Origin of the sequence: Neisseria elongata subsp. elongata (assembly GCF_900113545.1) — a bacterium.
GTDB classification, from domain to species: domain Bacteria; phylum Pseudomonadota; class Gammaproteobacteria; order Burkholderiales; family Neisseriaceae; genus Neisseria; species Neisseria elongata.
Map to the genome: position 1 here is coordinate 176,151 of NZ_FOPS01000004.1, position 22,000 is coordinate 198,150.

Genomic DNA, 22,000 nt, shown 5'->3' on the forward strand with positions numbered 1-22,000 from the left:
ATTACCACCGTTTTAAAAAGCACTTAACGATTAGGGAAATGTTATGAAACGCCTGCTCAAATACCTGCTTGGTGCAACCGCCGTCCTGATATTGGCCGCCGTCGCCGTCCTGTATGCCGTTCCCGAATGGCTGAAACAGCGCGAAATCCGTGCCGCCGAAGCTGATTTGGCTTTGCTGGCCGCGCCGCCCGCGCCGCCGCCGTCTGCGAAAAACGGCATAGACGCATTGTGGCTGCTGCAATACCGCACAAAAGACGATGCCGAACGCGCCGATTTGATGCGCCGTTTCGGCGAAGTGATCAAATACAACCCTGATACCTTTGCGCGCCATAACGAATTGGCGGACAGATACCTGCCGCCGCCCGATGACGATATTTTGACCTTTATCGGTACGGCGGCGGAATATCTGTCCCAAATCCGTGTCAACCTGCCCAAATACCGCGCCGAAGCGGAAAAACATGCCGAACTGTTTGCCAACGTGGACAAACTGGCCGATTACGACACTTTCGCCCCGCGCAACTGGCCGAACGATCAAGAAGATTTTACAGAAGTGGGTTTTCCGCGCTTTGAATGGCTTCTCCGCAGTCATGGCCTTGCCGCACTGGACTGGGCGCAGGGCGGGGAAGACCAAGCCTGGCAGCGTGTCTGCCGCAACATTAAAACCGGCCGTAGCCTGCTTCACGGCCGTCCGGGCCTGATTTTTCCCATGATCGGAAACGCCGTCATCCGCCGCAACACCGGACTGGCGGCGCAAATGCTGCATGAAAAACCCGAATGGGCAAACCGCCTGCCTGCCGAATGCGGCGGCGTGTTCGATGTATTGGACGAACAGGAACAAAGCATTTGTTTGGCCATGCAGGACGAATTCCACCAAACGGGTAATATGTACCGCAAATTGGACGGCAAAGGTGTGCAGATGATGCAGGTATCGGAATGGCGGGAACTTATGGCTTTGGGCGACGACTCGCAAATCCGGGCAGCCGACTTCGCATTATTGTTCCTGCCGCGCTTTGATGCAACGCACAATATGGCGCAAACCGCGCCGCATTATGCCTCTTACTGCAAACCTGAGGCCGCCGCCGTTTTGAAGGCTGATCAAAAAATACAGAGACAGCCGCAGCCGTCTGAAAAAACGTTTGCCCAAAAATGGGCATGCCTGGGCAACAGTATAGGCTGCCTGACCACCGACGCCGCCCTGCCTTCTTTTGACGGATACGTCTACCGCCTGCAAGACACCGCCATGCAACAGCGCGCCTTTAACGCGGCCTTAGCCTTATACCGCCTGCCCGCCGAAAGCCGCCGCGCCGCCCTGGATAAAGTTTTGGCCGAACATTCCTCGCCGTCGCGCAAATTGAGATGGAACGAAAAGGAACAGGTGATTGATTTTGATGTTTATGATTTAAACAAGATTCCCGACCCCATTCCGTTTCATCCCGATGCCGGAAGATAAGGCTTTCAGACGGCCTCTGCATATAAGGCCGTCTGAAAATGAAGGATGAAGGGAAAAACCGTTAAAGTGATGTGAATTTTGGCTGAAGCGTGAAAGATTGAACCATGAAGCAGCCTTATCTGTTGCAAACATCGCCCGATTCGCTGATTTTGTTCGATAACGGCAAAGACAATTTTTTAGCGGATTTTCATCAGGTGTTTTCGGGAGCGAAGTCGAAAGCGAACATGAAAATATATTTGCCTTGTTTGGCACGGATGCTTTTTTATTGTGCGCGGCGGGCAGCCGACCTTGCAGGATTGGGACGGCAAAATTTATTTCTCCCTTCCTTTGCCGTTTCCTTTGGATTTGGCCGACGGTTGCGGCGTGATGCCGGTCGGCACGCCCGAGCCGGTTGCCGCCGAAAGGCTGCAAGCCCGGTTTGACGATAATGCCGGCTTGTCGCAGGCCCTTTTTAATTTTGCCGCCCCAAACGGCTGGGAACCGTATGATTGTTTGGCTTTGTGCATCTGCCTGTTCAACGAACAAGAGCAAGAACGCATGAAACGGGAATTTGAGGTATGGCGTCTTTCAGACGGCCTGATCCACGCAGGAGGCCGTCTGAAAAAACAGTATGAAAAGAAAAATCCTGAAACCGGCAACGGGTTTCAGGATTTTCTGTATTCGGGCAGCCTACATCCGGCTCAATTCGCGCTGCAGGGCTTGGATATTTTGACGGCGGTCTTGGATATTGGCCGTGAGCTGGCTGGCGCGGTTTTGGTTTTTCTGCGCGCGGGCGGCACTCAGTTCGTTTTGCGCGGATGCCAAAGCCTGCTGTTCGTTGGCCAGTTCTTGTTCCAAAATGGTGCGGCGGCCGCTGCTGCCCGAAGGCTTGGGCAGGCCCGCATCGGCGGTTTGCAGCGGGGGCGCGGTACGTATCGGCGCATTGGCGGCGCGGTTCGTACTCATGGAGGCGCGCCTCGGCGATGCCGGAGCAGCAGAGGCCTGGGCGGCCGGTTCGCGCGGCGGCGGTGCAACGCGCGGGGCGATGCTGGTATAGCTGCCTATCCTCGGCAGGTCGGGCGTATGGCAGTTGGCCGAAGGGCGCGAGGTATAGACGGTTACGCCGCCGACGTTGCATTCGTACACTTTGGCTCCGGCCGGCAGCGAGGCGGCGGATATGGCGGCGATGATGCTGTATTTGATGATGCTGTTCATAAGTTTATCCCCGGAATTCTGTTTCAACGGCATGGTTTATCTGTTCCAATTCTTCCTGCCATGCCAGCCAGTTTTCCTCTTGTTTTTCTAATTTTACTTTAGTTTCCGCCAATTGTGCGAGGGTCTGCTGCAATTTGGCTTTGTTGGCATCGGAATAGGCGTCTTCCTGTGCCAAAAATGCTTCACAGGCCGTCTGAATTTCGCTAAGGGCGGCGATTTCTTTTTCGGCTTGGTCGATTTTCTGCTGCAAGGGTTTGCCGAGGCGGGCTTTTTCTTGGCGGATTTGCGCTTCGATGCGCTTGGCATCTTTGCGATTGCGGCTTTGCGCCGAAGCGGCGGGCGCGGCGGCGGCGTTTTCTTGTGCCAAACGGTAACGGCGGTAGTCTTCCAAATCGCCGTCAAACGTTTTCAGACGGCCTTGTTCTATCAGCAGGAAGCTGTCGGTGGTGGCTTCGAGCAGGCTGCGGTCGTGCGAGACGACAATCAGCGCGCCTTGAAAACTTTGCAATGCGAGCGTGAGTGCGTGGCGCATGTCCAAATCGAGATGGTTGGTCGGTTCGTCCAACAGCAGCAAATTAGGCTTCTGCCACACAATCATCGCCAATGCCAGCCGCGCCTTTTCGCCGCCGGAAAACGGTTCGGTTTTCTGCAGGGCGGCATCGCCGACAAAGTTGAAGCTGCCGAGGAAGTTGCGGATTTCCTGTTCGCGCACATCGGGGCTGAGTTTTTGGATGTGCCACAGCGGGCTTTGGTCGGGACGCAGTGTATCGAGCTGGTGTTGGGCGAAATAACCGATATTGAGCTTGTCCGAGCGGACAATCCGGCCGGACAAGACATTCAGTTCGCCCGCCAGCGTTTTGATAAAGGTCGATTTGCCGCTGCCGTTTACCCCCAAAAGGCCGTAACGCGCACCGCTTTCCAGCGACAGGTCGATGCCGTGCAAAACGGGTTCGCCGCCGTAGCCCAAATCGGCTTTGTCCAGTTGCAGCAACGGATTGGGCAGGTGGGCGGGGCTGTCGAATTCAAACGAAAACCCGCTGTCGAAGTGTGCCGGCGCGATGCGTTCGAGCTTGTCCAAGGCCTTCATGCGGCTCTGCGCCTGCACGGCTTTGGTGGCCTTGGCTTTGAATCGGTCGATAAAGGATTGCAGGTGTTTGATTTGCGCCTGCTGTTTGAGGTAGGCCGCCTGCTGTTGTGCCAAGCGGCGGGCGCGTTCGGCCTGGTAAAAATCGTAATTGCCGCCGTAAAGCGTGAGCTTTTGATCGGAAAGTTCGACGGTCTGCGTCGTGGTGGCGTTGAGAAAATCGCGGTCGTGCGAAATGATGATTTGGGTGCAGGGCAAGCCGGACAGATGGTTTTCCAGCCATAACACAGTTTCCAAATCGAGATGGTTGGTCGGTTCGTCCAGCAGCAGCAAATCGGCGCGGCACATCAGCGCCTGCGCCAGATTGAGGCGCATCCGCCAGCCGCCGGAAAAGGATTTGACCGGCCGGCCATGTTCTTCTTGGGAAAAACCCAAGCCGCTTAACAGTTTGGCAGCGCGGGCGGGCGCGCTGTAAGCATCGATTTCTTCCAATTTGGCATGATATTTGGCCTGTTTCATACCGTCGTTTTTTGCTTCGGCTTCGTGTAAGGCCGTCTGAAAAAGCTGCAATTCCCCGTCGCCCTGCAAAACATAATCCAGCGCGGATATGTCCAGCGCGGGCGTTTCCTGGGCAACGGCGGCGGTTTTCCAGTGTTTCGGAATGGAAACATCGCCTTTGTCTGCTGTGATTTCGCCTTTGAGCAGGGCGAAGAGGCTGGATTTGCCGCTGCCGTTTTTGCCGATCAGGCCGACGCGGCGGCCGGGGGCGAGGGAGAGGGCGGCTTGGTCGAGCAGCACTTTTAGGCCGCGTTGCAGGGTGAGGTTTTTGATTTCTATCATGTTTGAAGCTTGGGCGGATGGAGGCGGAAAAAGGCGGCATTTTACCGTTTCGCCGCCGTTTCTAAAACAAGCATTTCAAATTCGTCAAAAGGATGCGTATAATGGCGCGGTTTTTTAACCGACAAATCGTTAGGAACACCATGAGCATCCAAGAGCAAATCAAAGAAGTCGTTACCACCCATCCCATCGTGTTGTTTATGAAGGGTACGAAGCAGTTTCCGCAGTGCGGTTTTTCTTCCCGTGCGGTGCAGCTGCTGAACGCGGCGGGCGCGCAGTATGTTACGGTCAATGTGTTGGAAAACGCCGAAGTGCGCCAGGGCATTAAGGAATACAGCGATTGGCCGACCATCCCGCAGCTTTATGTGAACGGCGAATTTATCGGCGGCGCGGACATTTTGCAGGAAATGTATGACGCCGGTGAATTGCAGGAGTTGGTTGCCGCCAAGTAATCCGGCAAACGGAGGCCGTCTGAAAAGTTTCAGACGGCCTGTTTTCTATTTTGGCATGATGGTTTGTGCCCTTGCCCGGCTTCAACCGTGGCGAATTGCTTTTTTGTTTTGAGAATAAGGCTAAGCGTAAAGGAAGAATATGTGGTCGTTTGAGATGGTGGCCGCCATGCTGGCGGTCGGGGCGGCGGCGGGTGTGATTGCGGGGATGTTCGGCGTCGGCGGCGGCACGATTTTGGTACCGCTGGTGCTGTGGATTTTGCAGATGCAGGGTGCGGAAAACTTTCAATACGCCCAGCATATCGCCATCGGCACGTCGTTCGCCGTGATGGTGTTCACGTCGTTTGCCAGCGCGAGGGCGCAGTATAAGCGGCAGGCGGTGGATATGGACGTGCTGCGCGCGATGGTGCCCGGGGTGCTGTGCGGTGTGGCGGCAGGGGCGTTGGTGGCGCAATATTTGCCGAACAAGGGCCTGCAGGTTTTTTTCACGCTGTTTATCGCCATTCTCGCCGTGCGTGCGTTGTTGGGCATCAAGCCTACGCCTGAGCGGCAGTTGCCCGGCAGGGGCGGCTTGTTCGGTATGGGTGGGCTGTTCGGCCTGTTATCGAGCTGGATCGGTATCGGCGGCGGTTCGCTGACCGTGCCTTATTTGACTTTCTGCAATGTGCCGGTTCACCGCGCCGTCGGCACTTCGGCCGCTTTGGGCTGGCCGATTGCGGCGGCGGGTACGTTGGGTTATGCCTGGGCGGGCTGGAATCAGGGCGGTCTGCCTGAAGGTTCGGCGGGTTTCGTCTATCTGCCTGCGGTGGGCATTCTGGCCGCAGCCACTTTGCTGTCCGCGCCTTTGGGCGTGCGCCTTTCCCACAAGCTGCCTGCCGATAAGCTGAAAAAGGGTTTCGGCATCCTGCTGTTGCTGATTGCGCTGCGGATGGCGTGGAAGATTGTACAGTCGTAGCCGTGCCGCCCGGTATCGGAGGTTGGCGGTAAAAAGGCCGTCTGAAAAGCCGGAAACAGCTTTTCAGACGGCCTTTTGCCGTGTCATTCAATCGTCCAGCGGTTTCCATTGCCAGTAAAACCGTTTCGGCCGCCACTGGCGCGCGGTAACGGTTTGGCCGTCGGATTCGAGCAGCCATGCGCCTTGGCGGTCGGTGCGGAGCAGGCGGATGCCGTGTGCGCGGACGCGGTTTTGCACTTCGGCGGTCGGGTGGCGGTAGCTGTTGCCGAAGCCGCTGGAGGCGATGGCGAAGTCGGGGGAGACGGCGTTGAGGAATGCGCCCGACGACGAGCCGCTGCTGCCGTGGTGCCCCAACACCAAGGCTTGACTGTACAGGCTTTGGCCGTAACGTTCCAGCAGTTTGCGTTCTCCTTTGATGTCGAGGTCGCCGGTTACGATAAACGCCGTGCCGCCCGCCACGGCGCGCAGGACGCAGCTTCGAGCGTTGTCGTCTGTGGCTTCGCCTTCGACGGCGAGGAGTTCAAAATGCACGCCGTCCCATTCCCATTGCCGGCCGGTGTGGCAGTTTTGCACCTGAATCATGCCTAAGCCGCCGTAAAATTCGGGTTGTCCGACCAGAATTTCGCGGGGCTTGAGCGCGCGGGCAATCAGCGGTGCGCCGCCGTCGTGGTCGGTATCGTGGTGGGACAGCAGCAGGGCATCGAGGTGGCGCACGCCGTGCGCGCGCAGGGCGGGAAGGGTTTGCATCTGTGCCGCGCCCGCCGTGCCGGTATCGAACAACAGGTGATGGGAGGCCGTCTGAAAATACACCGCCAAGCCTTGCCCGACATCCAGCACAACCATTTTCAGACGGCCTTCCGTTGGCGGGGCGGGGCGGTATAACAGGAAACCGGCCAAAACGACGGCCGCCCACGGGCGCAATGCCGCACCGCGCGGCAGCAGCCAAACGGCCACCGCCGCCAGTGCCGACAGCAGCAGCGGCCACGGTGCGGCGGCCAACCCCCATTCCGGCGCGAATTCCGCCATCGCGGCCAAAACGTGCAAAGTATGCTGTCCTAGCCAGGCCGCCGCGTATTGAAGGGGGTAGAACGGAAAGAGGGAGGCCGTCAGTGCCAGCGGCACCAGCAGCCAGGAAAACCACGGAATCGCCGCGGCATTGGCCAACGGACTGGCGGGCGGCAGGGCGGAAAACAGAAAACCCACCGCCGGGAGGGAGGCCAATGTGGCCGCCCATTGCCCGCGCAAGGCCGAAACCCACCATGCCTTGCCGTCGCCCGTGCGGCAGGAGTCCGCCCACAAGAGCGCGGCCACCAGCCCGAACGACAGCCAGCTGCCTGCCGCCAATGCGGCCGACGGGTCGAGCAGCAAAATCAGGGCCAGCGCCGCCCACCAGCCGCGCCAGGCCGAAGCCGTGCCGCCCAGACTCCAGGCTGCCGCAACGGAGGCAATCATCAGCATCGAGCGCAGGGTGGGGACGGCAAATCCGGCCAAGCCGCTGTAAACCAAAGCCGCCGCCGCACCCGCCGCCAGCATCCAAACGCGCGGCCGCCCCGGCGCGGCGGGCAAAACGAGCAGCAGGCGTTTCATCAGCCAGGCGGCCAGCAGGGCCACCATGCCGACATGCAGGCCGGACACGCTGATCAAATGGTTCAGCCCCAATGGGCGGAACACCTGCCACCAGCCGCCCGACAGCGCATCCTGCTCGCCGATGGAGAGCGCGCGCATCAAGGCCGCGCCGTCGGCCACTTCGGGCGGCAGCCGCTGCCAGCTTGAGCGGATGTGTCCGCGCAGGCGCAGGAGGCCGTCTGAAAAACCGTTTTCCCTGTCGGCCAGCAGCTGCCGTTCCGCCCCGGCCGTTGCTAATGCGTCTATGCCGTTGGCCAAAGCCCACGCCTCGCGGCTGAAACCACCGATGTTTTCCTCACCGATAGGCGGGCGCATTTTCAGCTTCAGCCGCCACACGCTGCCGGCCGGCCATTCGCGCCGTCGATAGTCGGATAACTGCACGCGGTAACGCCGCCCGCCGGCCGTTTCCGCTTCGGCTTCCAAGCGCACCCGCCGCCCGTCGTCCTGCGCCAAACCGGCCGCCCTCACCGTCATTTCCACCGTTTCGCCCTGCCGTTCCAACGGCCAGCGGGCGGCCAAAGCCTGTTCCGTCCGCCATACGCCGTATGCCGTCCCCGCGCACGTCAGCAGCACGAAAACCGCCGTGCGCGGAAAACGGCGCAGTATCGGCACGGCACACGCCGCCCATACCGCAAACAGCCAAAACGGCGGTGCGCCAGGCAGGGCAAACGATAGCAAAACGCCCGCACAAAAGGCGGACGGCAGATAAATCGGCATCGGGTTTTCCGTATGGAGGCCGTCTGAAAATGAAAAGCACACGCTGTGCTTTCAGACGGCCTGATTTCGATTGGAAAGGAGCGTGTCGGACATCAACGCTGAGCCGGTGTCCGTTTCAAAATGGCAAACAGGGCTAACAGCGCGGGCAGGCTTGCCGCAACGACCGCCAGCAGGGGCTGCGGATAGCCGGATTCCGCGGCTGCCCAAAGGCCGGTATCGAGCGAGACCAGGGCGCAAGCCGCCCATAATACCGCCAGATTGATGGCATATGCCGCCGCCGCAATATTGCGCGGGAAAAGCTGCATCAATGCGGCAAACGAAAACCCCAAGAAGGCAAAGGAGAGCAGGTGCAAATCGCCGCTGCCCGCCGATTGCGGATATATCCGGCTGCCGTCTGCTGCCCGCATCAGGGGCAGGGAGGCAGGCTGCCGCAGAAAATACCAGCCCGCAGCGACATTGAAAAGGGCGAAAAACAGAAGGATTTTTTTCATTTTTCAAAAGCGTCCGGCTTGGGCTGCCTTCCTGACACAACGATGGCATTCGGCGTTCGGCCGTCCGCCATACAAGGCCGTCTGAAAGGAAACCGATTCGTTCGGCATCAATCGCCCATTGCCGCCAGTAGCTCTGCCTGATGTTCGGCAATCAGGGCGTTGGTGATTTCTTCCAAATCGCCGTCCATCACAAAATCCAGCTTGTGCAGGGTAAGGTTGATGCGGTGGTCGGTCACGCGGCCTTGCGGGTAGTTGTAGGTGCGGATGCGCTCGCTGCGGTCGCCGCTGCCGATGAGGGATTTGCGTTCGGCGGCTTCTTTGGCTTGGGCTTCGCGTTTTTGCGCGTCGTTCAGGCGGGCGGCGAGGACTTTCATCGCCTGCGCCTTGTTGGCGTGTTGGCTGCGGCCGTCTTGGCATTCGACCACCATGCCGGTGGGCAGGTGGGTGATGCGGACGGCGGAGTCGGTTTTGTTGATGTGCTGACCGCCCGCGCCGGATGCGCGGAAGGTGTCGATGCGAAGGTCGGCGGGGTTCAGCTCGATGTCTTCGAGTTCGTCCGCTTCGGGCATGACGGCAACGGTACAGGCGGAAGTATGGATACGGCCTTGGCTTTCGGTGGCGGGAACGCGCTGTACGCGGTGGCCGCCCGATTCGAATTTCAGACGGCTGTACGCGCCCAAACCGACGATACGAGCGATGACTTCTTTATAGCCGCCCAACTCGCTTTCGTTGGCGGAAACGATTTCGACCTGCCAGCGGTTGCGCTCGGCGTAGCGGCTGTACATGCGCAGTAAATCGCCTGCAAACAGTGCGGCTTCGTCGCCGCCCGTTCCGGCGCGCACTTCGATGAAGATGTTTTTGTCGTCGTCGGCATCTTTGGGCAGCAGCAGTTTTTGCAGTTCGGTATCGAGCGTGTCGATTTTGGCTTTTGCCGCTTCGATTTCTTCGGCGGCAAAGTCTTTCATTTCGGGGTCGGACAGCATTTCCTGCGCTTCGGCCATGTCGTTTTGTGCCTGCATGTATTGGTGGAAGGTTTCGACGACGGGGGTGATTTCGGCGTGTTCGCGTGTGAGCTTACGGTAGTTGTCCATGTCGGAAGTCGCTTCGGGCGAGCCGAGCAGGGCGGTTACTTCTTCCAAACGGTCGGACAGTTGTTGTAATTTTTCGATGATGGTGGGTTTCATGTAGGTCTTTCTTTGAAGGCCGTCTGAAAGGTTTTCAGACGGCCTGTTACGGATTGGCGCGGATTATAACCGATTGTTTTTCCGTGTTGCCGATTAGGGCTGTTTGCGGGTGGTGATTTCTGCCGCTTTTTCCTTCAATACGGGGATGTAGCTGCTGTTGCGGTACATCACGACGCTTTCCTTCGGCGATGCCGCGCTGACGGCGGCCAAAATCAGCGTGTCGCCCTGTTTGTAGAAGGCGATGTCGGATTTGTGTTGCGCGAACCAGTTTTCCTGATGCTCGAAATCCGCGCCCTGCGGGGCGAGGGCTTCGAATTCTTCGCGGCTCAGGCGCGGGTAGGGCGGATAGAGGGCGTCGAATTCCTTTTTCGCTTGGGGGAACGTTTTTTTAGACGGTATCAGCATGATGTTTTGCAACGTGTCGTGCGTATCGTCGAATTGGAAAACGATAATCGAACCGTCCGCGTCAGGCATCGAGTAGGCATTGTTCATCGGCACGGGCGTGCCGTTGCCGTAGCCTATGGTGCTGGAACCCGCCTTGGCAAGCTGCGGATGCTTTTTCAGCGCGTCGGCCACCGTGGCTTTGCCCATGGTCAGGCCGTAGGGCGACGGATTGTCGGGATGGACGGCCTGTTTCGCCTGCGCGTCGGCGGCTGATTTGACGGCCGCGCTGTTGTCGGTGCGGGTGGTTTCATCGGCTTCGAAAGAACAGGCGGCCAGTATGGCGCAGGCCATCAGGGAATATAGGTATTTCATGGCATTTCCTTATCGTGGTCGTGCGGTTACTTCTCTACCGGCAGGCCGAAATGCAGGTAGCTGATTTCGGTGGCCATGCGGCCGCGCGGCGTGCGTTGCAGGAAACCCTGCTGGATCAGGTAGGGTTCGATAACGTCTTCGATGGTGTCGGTGGATTCGCCGATGGCGGCGGCGATGTTTTCCAAGCCGACCGGCCCGCCGCCGAACTTGTGCAGCACCGCTTCGAGGAATTTCCTGTCCATCACGTCCAGGCCGACTGCGTCCACGTCCAGCATCGACAGCGCGGCATCGGCGGTTTTCGCGCTGATGCTGCCGTCGCCCTTCACTTCGGCGTAATCGCGCACGCGGCGCAGTAGGCGGTTGGCGATGCGCGGCGTGCCCCTGCTGCGTTTGGCCACTTCCATCGCGCCCGATTCGTCCATGTCCAGCTGTAAAAGATGGGCCGAACGGCGGACGATGGTGGCCAAATCGGCATGGTTGTAAAACTCCAAACGGGCGACGATGCCGAAACGGTCGCGCAGCGGATTGGTCAGCATACCTGCGCGGGTGGTCGCGCCGACCAGCGTGAACGGTGGCAGGTCGATTTTCACCGAGCGGGCGGCCGGGCCTTCGCCTATCATGATGTCGAGCTGGTAGTCTTCCAAAGCGGGATACAGGATTTCTTCCACCACAGGGCTGAGGCGGTGGATTTCGTCGATGAACAATACGTCGTGCGGTTCGAGGTTGGTCAGGAGCGCGGCCAAATCGCCCGCGCGTTCCAGCACCGGGCCGCTGGTTTGGCGCAGGTTTACGCCCAATTCTTTGGCGATGATGTTGGCCAACGTGGTTTTGCCCAAGCCCGGCGGGCCGAAAAGCAGCGTGTGGTCGAGTGCTTCGCCGCGTTTTTTGGCTGCTTGGATAAAGATTTCAAGTTGTTCTTTGGCCTTGTGCTGGCCGATGTAGTCGGCAAGCAGCTTCGGGCGCAGCGCGCGTTCGAGCTGTTCTTCTTGGGATGACAGGGATTGCGCGCTGATAATGCGTTCCGGTTTGGCGGCGGTGAGGTTGTCGGTGTGCAGCATGGGAAAGGTTCGGTCGGGCAAAGGGCGTATGATACCTGAAAACGGAGCCGACGATGGGAGGCGGAGTTTCTGCGGGGCCAAAACGAAGCCGCTGTGGGGGAAATGCCTTTCAGACGGCCTAATAAGTGAAAAACGCGTAAAATCCTTCTTTTTGATTTCGGGAGATTGTGATGGAATTGTCCGCAGAACAAATGCAAAGCCGCCTCGACCATATCCAAAGCTGCTACCGACGCTGGCTGGAGCTGCAGCCCAAGCTGGAAGCGGCACAGGAGGAATGGCGGCAGGCGGCGGGGCTGATGGCCGAACTGGATGCCTTTTACGCCAAAGAATACATGGCATTCAATCAGGCCGTAGAAGACGGCCTCGAACTCGACGAGCGCACGGAGGGGGAATACCGCGTTTTGAGCGAAGACGCGCTGTACAACGCTTTCGGCGAACAATACGAATTGGCCTGGCAATGGATGAGGCTGGCCATGCAAAGCCTCGATCCCGCAAACCGCTGTTTCTGAATACAGGCCGTCTGAAAGCGGCATAACCGGAGAGATATATGAAAAAAACCACCCAAACCGTCTTATGTTTGATTCTGTTGTCGTCAGGCATGAGTACACTCGCCTGTTCGCCCAACCTGCCGAATTACCAAAACTGTATCAACCAACAGCGGCAGTCTATGGAAATGCAGCAATTTCAAGGCCGGATGCAGCAGGAGCAATCACTCGGCCAGCAGCGGCAGCAGCAGTATGACCCGTATGCGTTTGAAAAAGCGACTGTCCGGGCGCGGCAGGATTTGGCCGGTCAAAGTGATATTGCCGTGGCCTTCAGTCCGTCCACAGGGGCTGTAGGCGTGTCCGCGGTATCGTGGGCGCAGTTGCAGCCAAACCTACATGCCAACCCCATGCTGGCTTCCACCAAAGAATTTGCTTTGGCTTCCTGTATCGATAAAGCCCTCAATCTGAAACTGGGCGGCTTTACCCACAAGGAAATGGACAAAACCCTCCGCAAATACGGCAAAAAAAGCGATTGCAAAATCGTGAAGGAAGGGGAACGGCTGGAAGAAAACCTGATTGCCGTGATTCGCGGCAGGCTGACAGACAGTACGTACACACTTTATTGGCTCGCACGCGGCGACAACAGCACCCCGTTTTCCCAACAACAGCCCGAATTTAAATCGCTGTTAAAAAAATGCCGAAGCGAAGCGAAAAGTTGCGACGTCATCGGACAGTTCGGCTATCGGACGGAATTGTATTGAAAAATAAATTCATGATAAAAGGCGGTAGGTTTGTTCAAACGCGGCGGCAATGTATCGCCGTTGTTTGAGTCGGTTTTTTGGCTTCTGCCGCATTTTGCCCTTCGGGCAAGGGATGATGCCGCCGTGTCGTAATTTTTCTGTGTAATGAGTGAAAGGAGTTTCTGAAATGAAGCATAGCGCAATATTGGCTGCCGCCTTGCTGGCCGTGTCCGCACCGTCTTTTGCCGCGCCGTCCGGCGTGCCGGAAGGCCGCTGGCGGATAACGGGGGTTGACGGCAAATCTGCATCGGGCACATTGGTTTTCGACCGCGCGTCATCGCGCCTGCATGCCGATGCGGGATGCAATATGTTGTCGGCCGGATACCGCGTCAGGAAAGGCCGTCTGAATATTTCCCAGGCCGTTACCACCTTGAAAGCCTGCGAGCCGGAAGTGATGACGGCGGAAGAAAAACTGTCGGGCGCGCTGTCCGCCGTCCGCCGTTATCGGTTGCGCGAAACGCCTGCCGGGGCGGAGCTGGCTTTATCCGACAGACACGGCAAGGTGCGGATTCTGGCGGTGAAAGAGGCGAAGGACGCGCGGTCTGCCGCCGAAACCGCCGAATAAGGCTTCAGACGGCCTAGAGGCCGTCTGAAAAAGCCGCCAAACGGATTGGGTTTGGCGGCTTTTTTGTTTTTACTGTCCGTGATGGCTGCGGAAATATGCCCACTCTTCCACCACGCTGCCGTCGGGCAGGTGGCAGACGCCGTATTCGGCACCGTTTTTGTCTGTTTTGATTTTCGATTTTCCGCCCTGTTTGATGCAGAATTCGGAGGCGGGGTTGGCCGTGCCGACCGCCGGGCTTTCTTGTCCGGCCTTGTCGGCGGAACAGGCGGCGAGGGCGGCGGTTGAAAGTAAAAGGGCGAGATGTTTCATGGATTTTCCTTTTCGGGTTTGCTGCTCCGGCGTTGCCGGAAAAAATGCTGTAAAACCGCTTGGCAGTCTTCGGCCAGAATGCCGCTGAACACGGCGGTGTGTTTGTTCAGACGGCCGTCTGAAAACAGATCGACGATGCTGCCCGCCGCACCGCTTTTCGGTTCGGCCGCACCGTAGACCACGCGCGCCACCCGTGCCTGTATCAGGGCGGAGGCGCACATGGCGCAGGGTTCGAGGGTGATGTAAACGTCGCAGCTGTCGAGGCGGTAGCTGCCTGTCTTCCGGCCCGCTTCGGCCAAGGCACGCAGTTCGGCATGGCCGCCGATGTCGCAGTCGGCGACGCAGCGGTTGTGCGCCGTCGATAACACTTCGCCGTTGCGCACCACCACCGCGCCGACGGGCACTTCGCCGGCCGCTGCCGCCGCTTCGGCCTGATGCAGGGCAAGCCGCATAAAGCGTTCGGCCTCTCCGGCAGGCGGCGGCAGGGAGACGGGCGGGTGGTTTTTGACGGCGGCGAGCAGCGCGGTTTTGTCCGTGTCGGACAGTTGCATAACGTCGCAGCCGAGGCAGGCGGCGGCAAGCTGCCACAGGACGCTGCGGGTCGGTGTGCGGCCCGATGCTTTCAACAGCAGAAAGGTTTTGACCGCGCCCATTTGCCGCAGTTCTTCCTGGCTGCGGATGCCGAGGCGGTGCAGGGCTTGGAGGGTGGACGGGGCGAAGGGCGGGGTGGTGAGCATGATGTGTCGGTGTGTGTTTTCAGACGGCCTCGGGCGGAGGTTCGGATGGATGTTCGGGCCGTCTGAAAAAGGGTTTGCAGTAAAAAGGGACGGGGCAAACGGCGGTTTCAGACGGCCTCATAACGCCCTTGTGCTTTCAAACCGCCTTTTGATGCCGCTGAAGGGGTCGGTAAACTCTATCGCGCGGGCGAGGAGTTTCAGCGGGCGGGCGTAGTCGGTGCAGTCTGCGGGCTGCGGGTCGGAGTAGAGCGGGTCGTTCAGCAGCGGCATGTCGAGCGCGGCCATGTGGACGCGGAGCTGGTGTTTTTTGCCGCTGACTGGCCGGAGGCGATAGAGGCTGTGGCCGCCCCTGTTTTCCGCCAGTTCGATGATGGTATGGCTGTTCGCTTCGCCTTCGGCCTGCCGCGTGAGGTAGAACGGTTCGCCGCGTTCGAGCCGCGAACGGACGTGCAGCGGGTAGGCAAGGTCGGTGCGGGTGGGGGCGAGGGCTTCGTAGGTTTTTTCCACCGCGCGGCTTTGGAACAGGGTTTGGTAGGCGCGGCGGCTTTCGGGGCGGTGGGCAAACAGGATGACGCCCGCCGTGTCTTTGTCCAGCCTGTGCAGCGGAGTAAAGTTTTCGGGATTCAGGTGTTGCAGTTCGGGGCGCAGCCGCAGGCGGGTGAGCAGGGTTTCGCGCAGGAAGCGGCCGCCGGGGATGACGGGTAGGAAGTGCGGTTTGTCGGCCACAATCAGGTGTTCGTCGATGTGCAGGATGTGTTCTTGAAACGGCACGGGTTCTTCTTCGGCGGCGATGGCTTCGCGGTAGTAGTAAACCGTGCCGCCGGGGCGGAATGCGGCGTCGGCGGCCAGCGGCGTGCCGGCTTCGTCGAAGATGTGGCCGTCTGAAAGCCTGCCCGCCCAGATTTCGCGGCCGATGTAGGGGAAGCGGCGGCAGAGGAAGTCGAGCAGCAAAGTGCCGTGCAGTTTTTTGTCGCACGGCAGGTGGAGGTAGCTCGGTTTGATGCCGTCTATCAGCGGCAGCGGGGCGTTTTTTTTCATGGCCGCCATTGTAACCGAATTTCAGACGGCCTGTTTTGCTGCTACAATCCGCGCCGTTTTTGATAACGGTTTCGGCACAGGAGCGGCAGGGATGAGTCAGGAAAAACGGCGGATTTTCGTCCTCTATACGGGAGGCACCATCGGCATGGTTCAAAGCGGCCGGGGCTTGAGGCCGGATGCGGCATTGGCGGAAAAGGCCTTGCTGCCGTTTTCAGACGGCCTCTCTTTCGATTGGCACATTTGTGCTTCGCTGATTGATTCGTCCGCCGTAACGCTGGAAAACTGGCGCGAGTGGCTGGCCCTGCTGGCGGAAAAAATCCCGCAATACGACGGTGTGCTGGTGCTGCACGGCACGGATACGCTGGCCTACACGGCCAATCTGTTCGCCCTCGCGCTGCACGGTTTGGACAAACCGCTGGTGCTGACCGGTTCGCAATGGCCGTTCGGCGCGCCGGGCAGCGACGCGCCGCGCAATCTGGCGACGGCCGCCGCCGCCCTCCGCCTCGGCCTGCCGCAGTGCGTCATCGCCTTTGACGGCAAACTGTTCCCCGCCGTCGGCAGCAGCAAGGTCAGCACGGAAACGGCCGACGGTTTTGCCAACCCGCATTTCGGCGCGTTGGCGCAATGGTCGGAAGCGGAAGGGCGGATAAGCCTGCGGGACGGTTTGAGGCCGTCTGAAAAGCCGTCGGGCGGATTGCGCGCGGAGCGGATAAACCCCGCCGTGTCCGTGTCCTGCCACACCCTGATTCCCGGCGGTTCCGCCCGCCACATCGCCGCCGCCTTGCGCCAGGGCGGGGAGGATGCCGCGATACTGCAAAGCTACGGCCACGGTAACGCCCCTTCGGACGACGGTTTTATCGATGCCGTCCGCAGCTTCACCTCGCGCGGCGGCCTGCTTCTCAACATCAGCCAGGTGCCGCAGGGGTGCGCGGCGGCGGTTTACGCCCAAGGCGACGCGCTGCGGCAGGCGGGTGTGGTCGGCGGCGGCAAATGCAACCTCGAAACGGCAAGCGTGCTGCTGACGCTGGCGGCAGGCAACGCCTGGACGGCAGACCGGCTGCGCGCCGAACTGGCCGCGCTGGGTTTGACGGATGCCTGAAACGTTTTCAGACGGCCTCTTCATGGTTTGAGGCCGTCTGAAAAAATATCGGGACTTTAATGTTTCCAGGGCAGCCACATCTTGGCCAGCGCGTACATCAACAGTCCGCCGAAACCCAAAACGGCAAACACAATCCCTTTTTTACGCGCGTTCGGGCACAGCCAGTAAACGGCGAGGCTGAAGCTGAAAAACATCGCCGCAACCGCCCACACCAATTGCCGGTCTTTAAAGCGGTTGAGGGTATAGCTTTCGTTCATCACCACATACATCTGCCACAAAGCCGCGCCGCACATCGAAAAAACGCCCGCAGGCAGGAAAAACAGTCCGAGCAGTTCCTTATTCATCTGGATAGGCCGTCTGAAAAAACAAAAGCGCGATTATAGCCGAAAGCACCCGCCGCCAACTTTCAGCCGGCCTTTTCTTTACACATGAATTAACGTATCCTTGCGTGCTTTCGCACACAGACACTTCCTCAACAAATATGAACGCACTTAAAACCATCAGCGATTTTTTCGGTAAAACCTTCGCCCTGTGGGCGGCACTGACCGCCGTGGCGGCCTATTCCCTGCCCGAAGCCTTTGTTTGGCTCAAGCCTTATATCACCTGGCTTCTGGGCGTGATTATGTTCGGCATGGGGCTGACGCTCAGCCCGTCGGACTTCAAAATTTTGGGGCAGCATCCGAAATCCGTGCTGGCGGGCGTGGTGGCGCAGTTCGTCATTATGCCGCTGACGGCTTATGTTTTGGCCGTTACGCTGCAACTGCCGCCCGCGATTGCGGCCGGCGTGATTTTGGTCGGCGCATGCCCGGGCGGGACGGCTTCGAACGTGATGACCTTCCTCGCGCGGGGCAACGTCGCATTGTCGGTGGCGGTAACGTCGGTTTCCACACTGCTCGCGCCGGTGCTGACCCCCGCCATTTTTTATCTGCTGGCGCATCAGTGGCTGGACATTTCCGCTTCCGCCATGCTGATGGATATTTTGAAAATCGTCATGCTGCCGATTGTGCTGGGCGTACTGTGCAACCTTTTCCTGCACCGGCAAACCAAGGCGGTGGAAGGCGTATTGCCGCTGGTGTCCGTCGTGTCGATTGCCCTGATTATCGGCGCGGTGGTGGCTTTGAACCGCACCAAAATCGCCGAGGCGGGCGGGCTGATTTTCGGTGTGGTGATGCTGCACAACTGCATCGGCTACCTGCTGGGCTTTTTCGCCGCCAAGTTCATCAAACTGCCTTACGACGCGCAAAAAACGCTGGCCATCGAAGTCGGGATGCAGAATTCCGGCCTGGCCGCCGGTTTGGCGATGAAATATTTCGATCCGATTGCCGCCGTGCCGGGCGCGATATTCAGCGTGTGGCACAATATTTCCGGTTCGCTGCTGGCTTCCTATTGGGCGGCAAAGGCCGCCAAGGAGGAACGGCACGAGCAGGAGGGGCAGGATAAACAGGCCGTCTGAAAAAGTATTTCCATACCGACAGGGAGCATAGGACAATGAGCGGAAAAAGCCCTTTTATTTCCGAGAAAATCAGTGAGCTGCGGCAGAAAATCGCCCGCCCCTGCACGGCGTTTGAAACAGGCGGTTTCCGACCGGCGGGAGATGAGCGAGAAAACTGGATAGGCCGTGTGTTTTTGTGCAAACCGGAAGAAGCGCGGCCGGTTGTTGATAGTGAGGGCAGGCCGCTTTATCCGCTGGCGCAGTTTTACCTGCCCGATTTGCCCTATGTGCCCGAACAACTGAGCCATATTACCTGGCTGACCGTGTTTATCGGCGAAGAAATCCCCAAATTGGAAGAATTCGAATTAAAACGCGGGGACATGGTGTTCTTGGAACATATCGGACGGCACGGCAAGGGCTGGCTGATTCGGGAATACACCGCCGATGACGAACTCGTCCGTTATGAATATCCCGCCGATCCGAACGGTTCGCCAAAGCCCTTTCCGCTCAAACCTGTCTTCCTTGAACGGGATTTCCCCATCTGGGACGGCGGAGGCTTGGATGGACATTTGGAAGATGAAATCTGCGACTTTGAAGACGATGACGACGAAGCAAACTGCTTGAGCTATTACGACGACATCGGCACCGAACACGACTACCGCCATAAGTTCGGCGGTTATCCGTCTTTCTGCCAGTCGGGCATTTGCGAAAATGCCAAAGGCCGCCTGCTGATGCATGATCATTTTGAATTTATGTTTCAGATTTCCAGCGACAGCAAGGCTTGTTTCAACGTTATCGACAGCGGCAGCCTGATGTTTTCCCGCAATCCCGAAAACGGCGAATGGTCGCTGTATTACGATTTTTATTGAGGCCGTCTGAAAACCGCCCGACAAAGGAAACCCCATGAACCCCCTGATTACCGATTCCGCCTTATCCGACAGCCGCAAGCCGGTGATTGTCGCGCTGGATTTTGCCGATGAGGCATCGACCATTCAATTCGTCCGCCGTCTTGACCCCTCCCTGTGCCGTCTGAAAATCGGCAAAGAGCTGTTTACCGCCACAGGCCGCAGGCTGGTGGAAAATTTAATCCATCAGGGCTACCAACTTTTCCTCGACCTGAAATACCACGACATCCCCAACACTGTGGCCAAGGCCTGCAAAGCCGCTGCGGAAATGGGCGTTTGGATGGTGGATATGCATGCGTCGGGCGGCCGCCGCATGATGGAGGCTGCTGCGGAAGCGGTGGCAAACTGTCCGGACAAGCCGCTTTTAATCGGCGTTACCGTGCTGACCAGCATGGAGCAGGCCGACTTGGCCGAAACGGGCGTGGATGTGCCGATTGAGGAGCAAGTGTTGCGGCTGGCGCGGCTGGCACAGGATTCGGGCTTGGACGGCGTGGTCTGCTCCGCGCACGAAGCCGCCCCCTTGCGCGGCGCGCTCGGCTCCGATTTTGTCTTGGTAACGCCCGGCATCCGCTTGGATACCGCAGGCAACAGCGACGACCAACGCCGCATCATGACGCCCGCCGAAGCCTTGGCGGCAGGTTCGACTTATTTGGTGATGGGCCGCCCTGTAACCCAAGCCGCCGATCCGCTAGCCGTATTGCGCGAAGTGAACCGCGTGGCGAATGCTTAAACATTAACAATTTTGATGCCGTTCAAAGAAAACTGCCTTACTTTGATACGATAGATAAATAGCCAAAAAATTTTAGTTTAGAAAGGAAGTTATTCGATGTCTCAACGTGGTTCAGATGTGAGCAATATTTTTGATTATGATGCATTTCCGGAAGATGATTTGCTTGTAAAGGATACCCCTGTTGGATGGTATGCGATTGTGTCGCATAAAATTGTCGAAGAGGGGCTTCCTATTAAATTTATGTATCGGGAACATCAAGGGGATTTACCATTTGATAGCGGATGGCGAGTATTTTCTGGAACAGAAGATGATGAATACTCGAATAACCCTGAGAATTTTACCTTTCATAGTTTGACACGGCTCACTCATTATCAAGCAGATGTTGGGGAGCTGTTTTGGGCGGATATAGGTAGCGTTTTTGAAAAAAAAGAAGGAGAGGATTGCTTTTCACCTGTTACCGATTGGTCTCCTTTAGATTTTGAAGAATAATAAAAAATCAGATTTATTTTTAAGCAGTAAATCTGCTAGGTGAGTGCTTTGAGAATACATTGAAGTTTTCACACACAAAAAATAACTTAATTTTGGAGTGCGCAAAATGCCCACCAAGTTCCAACAAGAAACCCTTAAGCCCCGTTTCGTGCAAGCCAAAGTCCTGGTTGTCGGCGACGTGATGCTCGACCGCTATTGGTTCGGCGACGTATCGCGCATCTCGCCCGAAGCCCCCGTCCCCGTGGCCAAAATCGAAAAAACCGAACACCGCGCGGGCGGAGCGGCCAATGTGGCGCGCAACGTGGCCGCACTGGGCGGGCAGGCCGTATTGCTGTCCGTCATCGGAGACGACGAAGCGGGCGACTGCCTGAATGAACTGATGGCGGAGCATGGGGTTGAAACAGTGTTGATACGCGACCAAAACATCGCTACCACCGTCAAACTGCGCGTCGTGGCACGCAACCAGCAGCTGATCAGGCTGGATTTTGAAGACGCGCCGACACACGAAGTATTGAACGGAGTGAAAAACCGCTTCCGCGAACTGTTGGCCGAATGCGACGTCGTCATCCTGTCGGATTACGGCAAAGGCGGGCTGACCCATGTGGTTTCCTTTATCGAATGGGCGCGGCAGGCGGGAAAACCGGTCTTAATCGACCCGAAAGGGGACGACTACGCCAAATATACCGGCGCAACCCTGCTTACCCCCAACCGTGCCGAACTGCGCCAAGTTACCGGCAGCTGGAAAAACGAAGCCGATTTGCAGGAAAAAGCCCGCGCGTTGCGGCGCAATTTGGATTTGCAGGCACTGCTCCTGACGCGCAGCGAAGAAGGCATGACCTTGTTCCGCGACGGCGAACCGCACCACCAGCCGACACAGGCGCGGGAAGTGTTCGATGTTTCCGGCGCGGGCGATACCGTGATTGCCGGCATGGGGTTGGCAATGGCGGCAGGATTGGATTTTCCCGAAGCCATGCAGCTGGCAAACGCCGCCGCCGGCGTGGTGGTGGGCAAACTCGGTACGGCCGTGTGTTCGTTTGACGAATTGGCGCAATCATTGTAAAGTAACGTAATAATCAAGTATTTTTTTGTTGCATCATTGCGGCTACCTGCCCGAAGTATCGGCCGGCGGCAAAAAAGATGCTGCAGTTGCGGACACATTAACAAATATTTTAAGGGAATACAGTCAAATGCCAGTAAGCATGACCCGCTTGGAATTCAATTGGGACGACAGTCAAAGCCGTAAAAAACTCGACATGACTGCCGTGCAGGCTGTGGCCGCCGTATGGTTGGCGGACAAAAATGCCAGCCGTCACGCCGTGATGGACCTCGAAACTGTAGTAGATGAGCCTTTTTCTTTCGCTTTCAACGGCTTGGATGCGGCAACGGTCATCGGCTTGTTTGACGAAATCGCGCGGCAATTTCCGTTTATACGCTTTTATGTGCGCGGTATCGGCGAAGATTTCAGCAATATGTGGCTGCGCGAATACTACAACGGCGTAACTGTGTTTGCCGCCGGGCCGTTCGAGCATAAAGTGTCGGAAAATATAAACAATAAAGGCAAAAGCTGGTTTAGCCGATGGTTGGGGAAATAGTGCCTGGCTAAGGCGCGT

The 22,000-nt window shown here is 58.1% G+C and carries 25 protein-coding genes; 14 read left to right on the top strand and 11 right to left on the bottom strand.

Annotated elements, in window-relative coordinates:
* Nucleotides 1-43: 43 nt before the first annotated feature.
* Together BM261_RS05645 and BM261_RS12060 are read left to right on the top strand one after the other, a co-directional pair.
* The gene (locus tag BM261_RS05645) at nt 44-1,450 is read left to right on the top strand and encodes a hypothetical protein (protein WP_074896098.1); all 1,407 of its coding nucleotides are present in this window, start codon (nt 44-46) and stop codon (nt 1,448-1,450) included.
* Between the two features lie 104 nt (nt 1,451-1,554).
* Nucleotides 1,555-1,872, top strand: a complete 318-nt coding sequence (locus tag BM261_RS12060) for a hypothetical protein (RefSeq protein WP_174888219.1) — start codon at nt 1,555-1,557, stop codon at nt 1,870-1,872.
* Between the two features lie 247 nt (nt 1,873-2,119).
* On the opposite strand, the gene BM261_RS05655 is transcribed toward BM261_RS12060, so the two are convergent.
* A complete protein-coding gene (locus tag BM261_RS05655) occupies nt 2,120-2,644 on the bottom strand; it encodes an OmpH family outer membrane protein (RefSeq protein ID WP_074896258.1) in 525 nt (174 codons plus the stop codon).
* A 4-nt stretch (nt 2,645-2,648) separates the two neighbouring features.
* Nucleotides 2,649-4,568: an ABC-F family ATP-binding cassette domain-containing protein gene (locus BM261_RS05660; RefSeq protein ID WP_074896104.1), complete on the bottom strand. Its 1,920-nt coding sequence runs from the start codon at nt 4,566-4,568 to the stop codon at nt 2,649-2,651.
* Between the two features lie 140 nt (nt 4,569-4,708).
* On the opposite strand from BM261_RS05660, the gene grxD reads away from it, so the two are divergent.
* Both grxD and BM261_RS05670 read left to right on the top strand, forming a co-directional pair.
* On the top strand, nt 4,709-5,017 hold the full coding sequence (gene grxD, locus BM261_RS05665; RefSeq protein ID WP_040665786.1) for a Grx4 family monothiol glutaredoxin: 309 nt from the start codon (nt 4,709-4,711) through the stop codon (nt 5,015-5,017).
* A gap of 139 nt (nt 5,018-5,156) precedes the next feature.
* The gene (locus BM261_RS05670) at nt 5,157-5,969 is read left to right on the top strand and encodes a sulfite exporter TauE/SafE family protein (RefSeq protein WP_074896106.1); all 813 of its coding nucleotides are present in this window, start codon (nt 5,157-5,159) and stop codon (nt 5,967-5,969) included.
* An 87-nt stretch (nt 5,970-6,056) separates the two neighbouring features.
* On the opposite strand, the gene BM261_RS05675 is transcribed toward BM261_RS05670, so the two are convergent.
* From BM261_RS05675 to ruvB, 5 genes are all read right to left on the bottom strand, one after another.
* Nucleotides 6,057-8,312: a DNA internalization-related competence protein ComEC/Rec2 gene (locus BM261_RS05675; protein ID WP_074896109.1), complete on the bottom strand. Its 2,256-nt coding sequence runs from the start codon at nt 8,310-8,312 to the stop codon at nt 6,057-6,059.
* Between the two features lie 92 nt (nt 8,313-8,404).
* Nucleotides 8,405-8,803: a hypothetical protein gene (locus BM261_RS05680; RefSeq protein WP_074896112.1), complete on the bottom strand. Its 399-nt coding sequence runs from the start codon at nt 8,801-8,803 to the stop codon at nt 8,405-8,407.
* A gap of 107 nt (nt 8,804-8,910) precedes the next feature.
* Nucleotides 8,911-9,987: a peptide chain release factor 1 gene (gene prfA / locus BM261_RS05685; protein WP_049250170.1), complete on the bottom strand. Its 1,077-nt coding sequence runs from the start codon at nt 9,985-9,987 to the stop codon at nt 8,911-8,913.
* A gap of 93 nt (nt 9,988-10,080) precedes the next feature.
* Nucleotides 10,081-10,743 carry a hypothetical protein gene (locus tag BM261_RS05690; protein ID WP_074896115.1) on the bottom strand — a complete coding sequence of 221 codons (663 nt, stop codon included), beginning with the start codon at nt 10,741-10,743 and terminating at the stop codon, nt 10,081-10,083.
* Between the two features lie 26 nt (nt 10,744-10,769).
* Entirely contained in the window at nt 10,770-11,801 is a 1,032-nt protein-coding gene (gene ruvB, locus BM261_RS05695) for a Holliday junction branch migration DNA helicase RuvB (RefSeq protein WP_074896118.1), read from the bottom strand.
* 170 nt (nt 11,802-11,971) lie between these two features.
* On the opposite strand from ruvB, the gene BM261_RS05700 reads away from it, so the two are divergent.
* From BM261_RS05700 to BM261_RS05710, 3 genes are all read left to right on the top strand, one after another.
* Nucleotides 11,972-12,310 carry a DUF4298 domain-containing protein gene (locus BM261_RS05700; protein ID WP_083426654.1) on the top strand — a complete coding sequence of 113 codons (339 nt, stop codon included), beginning with the start codon at nt 11,972-11,974 and terminating at the stop codon, nt 12,308-12,310.
* A gap of 38 nt (nt 12,311-12,348) precedes the next feature.
* Complete coding sequence (locus tag BM261_RS05705) at nt 12,349-13,047, top strand: hypothetical protein (RefSeq protein WP_074896120.1); 699 nt, start codon at nt 12,349-12,351, stop codon at nt 13,045-13,047.
* 166 nt (nt 13,048-13,213) lie between these two features.
* Nucleotides 13,214-13,651: an META domain-containing protein gene (locus BM261_RS05710; protein ID WP_074896122.1), complete on the top strand. Its 438-nt coding sequence runs from the start codon at nt 13,214-13,216 to the stop codon at nt 13,649-13,651.
* Between the two features lie 69 nt (nt 13,652-13,720).
* Here the strand turns inward: BM261_RS05710 and BM261_RS05715 are convergent, their stop codons facing one another.
* From BM261_RS05715 to BM261_RS05725, 3 genes are all read right to left on the bottom strand, one after another.
* Nucleotides 13,721-13,960, bottom strand: a complete 240-nt coding sequence (locus tag BM261_RS05715) for a putative hemolysin (RefSeq protein ID WP_074896125.1) — start codon at nt 13,958-13,960, stop codon at nt 13,721-13,723.
* Nucleotides 13,957-14,697, bottom strand: a complete 741-nt coding sequence (gene tadA / locus BM261_RS05720) for a tRNA adenosine(34) deaminase TadA (protein WP_074896128.1) — start codon at nt 14,695-14,697, stop codon at nt 13,957-13,959. Before tadA ends, BM261_RS05715 begins: the two co-directional genes overlap by 4 nt.
* Before the next feature lie 117 nt (nt 14,698-14,814).
* The gene (locus BM261_RS05725) at nt 14,815-15,735 is read right to left on the bottom strand and encodes a pseudouridine synthase (protein WP_074896130.1); all 921 of its coding nucleotides are present in this window, start codon (nt 15,733-15,735) and stop codon (nt 14,815-14,817) included.
* A gap of 91 nt (nt 15,736-15,826) precedes the next feature.
* Between BM261_RS05725 and BM261_RS05730 the strand changes: the two genes are divergently transcribed.
* The gene (locus BM261_RS05730) at nt 15,827-16,834 is read left to right on the top strand and encodes an asparaginase (protein ID WP_074896261.1); all 1,008 of its coding nucleotides are present in this window, start codon (nt 15,827-15,829) and stop codon (nt 16,832-16,834) included.
* Between the two features lie 56 nt (nt 16,835-16,890).
* Here the strand turns inward: BM261_RS05730 and BM261_RS05735 are convergent, their stop codons facing one another.
* Nucleotides 16,891-17,178 carry a hypothetical protein gene (locus BM261_RS05735; protein WP_074896133.1) on the bottom strand — a complete coding sequence of 96 codons (288 nt, stop codon included), beginning with the start codon at nt 17,176-17,178 and terminating at the stop codon, nt 16,891-16,893.
* A 137-nt stretch (nt 17,179-17,315) separates the two neighbouring features.
* On the opposite strand from BM261_RS05735, the gene BM261_RS05740 reads away from it, so the two are divergent.
* The 6 genes from BM261_RS05740 to BM261_RS05765 all read left to right on the top strand — a co-directional run bounded on the left by BM261_RS05740 (nt 17,316) and on the right by BM261_RS05765 (nt 21,982).
* A complete protein-coding gene (locus tag BM261_RS05740; RefSeq protein ID WP_074896136.1) occupies nt 17,316-18,287 on the top strand; it encodes a bile acid:sodium symporter family protein in 972 nt (323 codons plus the stop codon).
* Between the two features lie 35 nt (nt 18,288-18,322).
* Nucleotides 18,323-19,135 carry a DUF1963 domain-containing protein gene (locus BM261_RS05745; RefSeq protein WP_074896138.1) on the top strand — a complete coding sequence of 271 codons (813 nt, stop codon included), beginning with the start codon at nt 18,323-18,325 and terminating at the stop codon, nt 19,133-19,135.
* 34 nt (nt 19,136-19,169) lie between these two features.
* Nucleotides 19,170-19,901 carry an orotidine-5'-phosphate decarboxylase gene (gene pyrF / locus BM261_RS05750; protein ID WP_074896141.1) on the top strand — a complete coding sequence of 244 codons (732 nt, stop codon included), beginning with the start codon at nt 19,170-19,172 and terminating at the stop codon, nt 19,899-19,901.
* A 96-nt stretch (nt 19,902-19,997) separates the two neighbouring features.
* Nucleotides 19,998-20,390, top strand: coding sequence for a DUF2185 domain-containing protein (locus BM261_RS05755; protein ID WP_049250149.1), 393 nt, complete (start codon nt 19,998-20,000; stop codon nt 20,388-20,390).
* 106 nt (nt 20,391-20,496) lie between these two features.
* Nucleotides 20,497-21,450: a D-glycero-beta-D-manno-heptose-7-phosphate kinase gene (gene rfaE1, locus BM261_RS05760; protein WP_074896144.1), complete on the top strand. Its 954-nt coding sequence runs from the start codon at nt 20,497-20,499 to the stop codon at nt 21,448-21,450.
* Between the two features lie 127 nt (nt 21,451-21,577).
* Nucleotides 21,578-21,982 carry a hypothetical protein gene (locus BM261_RS05765; RefSeq protein WP_049250146.1) on the top strand — a complete coding sequence of 135 codons (405 nt, stop codon included), beginning with the start codon at nt 21,578-21,580 and terminating at the stop codon, nt 21,980-21,982.
* The last annotated feature ends 18 nt before the right edge of the window (nt 21,983-22,000 follow it).

Bases quoted from the DNA above. Each gene is read 5' to 3' on its own strand.
- BM261_RS05700 (WP_083426654.1), top strand. From the start codon at position 11,972: ATGGAATTGTCCGCAGAACAAATGCAAAGCCGCCTCGACCATATCCAA.
- BM261_RS05710 (WP_074896122.1), top strand. From the start codon at position 13,214: ATGAAGCATAGCGCAATATTGGCTGCCGCCTTGCTGGCCGTGTCCGCA.
- BM261_RS05645 (WP_074896098.1), top strand. From the start codon at position 44: ATGAAACGCCTGCTCAAATACCTGCTTGGTGCAACCGCCGTCCTGATA.
- BM261_RS05715 (WP_074896125.1), bottom strand. From the start codon at position 13,960: ATGAAACATCTCGCCCTTTTACTTTCAACCGCCGCCCTCGCCGCCTGT.
- BM261_RS05655 (WP_074896258.1), bottom strand. From the start codon at position 2,644: ATGAACAGCATCATCAAATACAGCATCATCGCCGCCATATCCGCCGCC.
- prfA (WP_049250170.1), bottom strand. From the start codon at position 9,987: ATGAAACCCACCATCATCGAAAAATTACAACAACTGTCCGACCGTTTG.
- BM261_RS05680 (WP_074896112.1), bottom strand. From the start codon at position 8,803: ATGAAAAAAATCCTTCTGTTTTTCGCCCTTTTCAATGTCGCTGCGGGC.
- BM261_RS05730 (WP_074896261.1), top strand. From the start codon at position 15,827: ATGAGTCAGGAAAAACGGCGGATTTTCGTCCTCTATACGGGAGGCACC.
- BM261_RS05755 (WP_049250149.1), top strand. From the start codon at position 19,998: ATGTCTCAACGTGGTTCAGATGTGAGCAATATTTTTGATTATGATGCA.
- BM261_RS05660 (WP_074896104.1), bottom strand. From the start codon at position 4,568: ATGATAGAAATCAAAAACCTCACCCTGCAACGCGGCCTAAAAGTGCTG.
- tadA (WP_074896128.1), bottom strand. From the start codon at position 14,697: ATGCTCACCACCCCGCCCTTCGCCCCGTCCACCCTCCAAGCCCTGCAC.
- ruvB (WP_074896118.1), bottom strand. From the start codon at position 11,801: ATGCTGCACACCGACAACCTCACCGCCGCCAAACCGGAACGCATTATC.
- BM261_RS05705 (WP_074896120.1), top strand. From the start codon at position 12,349: ATGAAAAAAACCACCCAAACCGTCTTATGTTTGATTCTGTTGTCGTCA.
- BM261_RS05740 (WP_074896136.1), top strand. From the start codon at position 17,316: ATGAACGCACTTAAAACCATCAGCGATTTTTTCGGTAAAACCTTCGCC.
- BM261_RS05725 (WP_074896130.1), bottom strand. From the start codon at position 15,735: ATGAAAAAAAACGCCCCGCTGCCGCTGATAGACGGCATCAAACCGAGC.
- BM261_RS05690 (WP_074896115.1), bottom strand. From the start codon at position 10,743: ATGAAATACCTATATTCCCTGATGGCCTGCGCCATACTGGCCGCCTGT.
- BM261_RS05765 (WP_049250146.1), top strand. From the start codon at position 21,578: ATGCCAGTAAGCATGACCCGCTTGGAATTCAATTGGGACGACAGTCAA.
- BM261_RS12060 (WP_174888219.1), top strand. From the start codon at position 1,555: ATGAAGCAGCCTTATCTGTTGCAAACATCGCCCGATTCGCTGATTTTG.
- pyrF (WP_074896141.1), top strand. From the start codon at position 19,170: ATGAACCCCCTGATTACCGATTCCGCCTTATCCGACAGCCGCAAGCCG.
- BM261_RS05670 (WP_074896106.1), top strand. From the start codon at position 5,157: ATGTGGTCGTTTGAGATGGTGGCCGCCATGCTGGCGGTCGGGGCGGCG.
- BM261_RS05745 (WP_074896138.1), top strand. From the start codon at position 18,323: ATGAGCGGAAAAAGCCCTTTTATTTCCGAGAAAATCAGTGAGCTGCGG.
- grxD (WP_040665786.1), top strand. From the start codon at position 4,709: ATGAGCATCCAAGAGCAAATCAAAGAAGTCGTTACCACCCATCCCATC.
- BM261_RS05675 (WP_074896109.1), bottom strand. From the start codon at position 8,312: ATGCCGATTTATCTGCCGTCCGCCTTTTGTGCGGGCGTTTTGCTATCG.
- BM261_RS05735 (WP_074896133.1), bottom strand. From the start codon at position 17,178: ATGAATAAGGAACTGCTCGGACTGTTTTTCCTGCCTGCGGGCGTTTTT.
- rfaE1 (WP_074896144.1), top strand. From the start codon at position 20,497: ATGCCCACCAAGTTCCAACAAGAAACCCTTAAGCCCCGTTTCGTGCAA.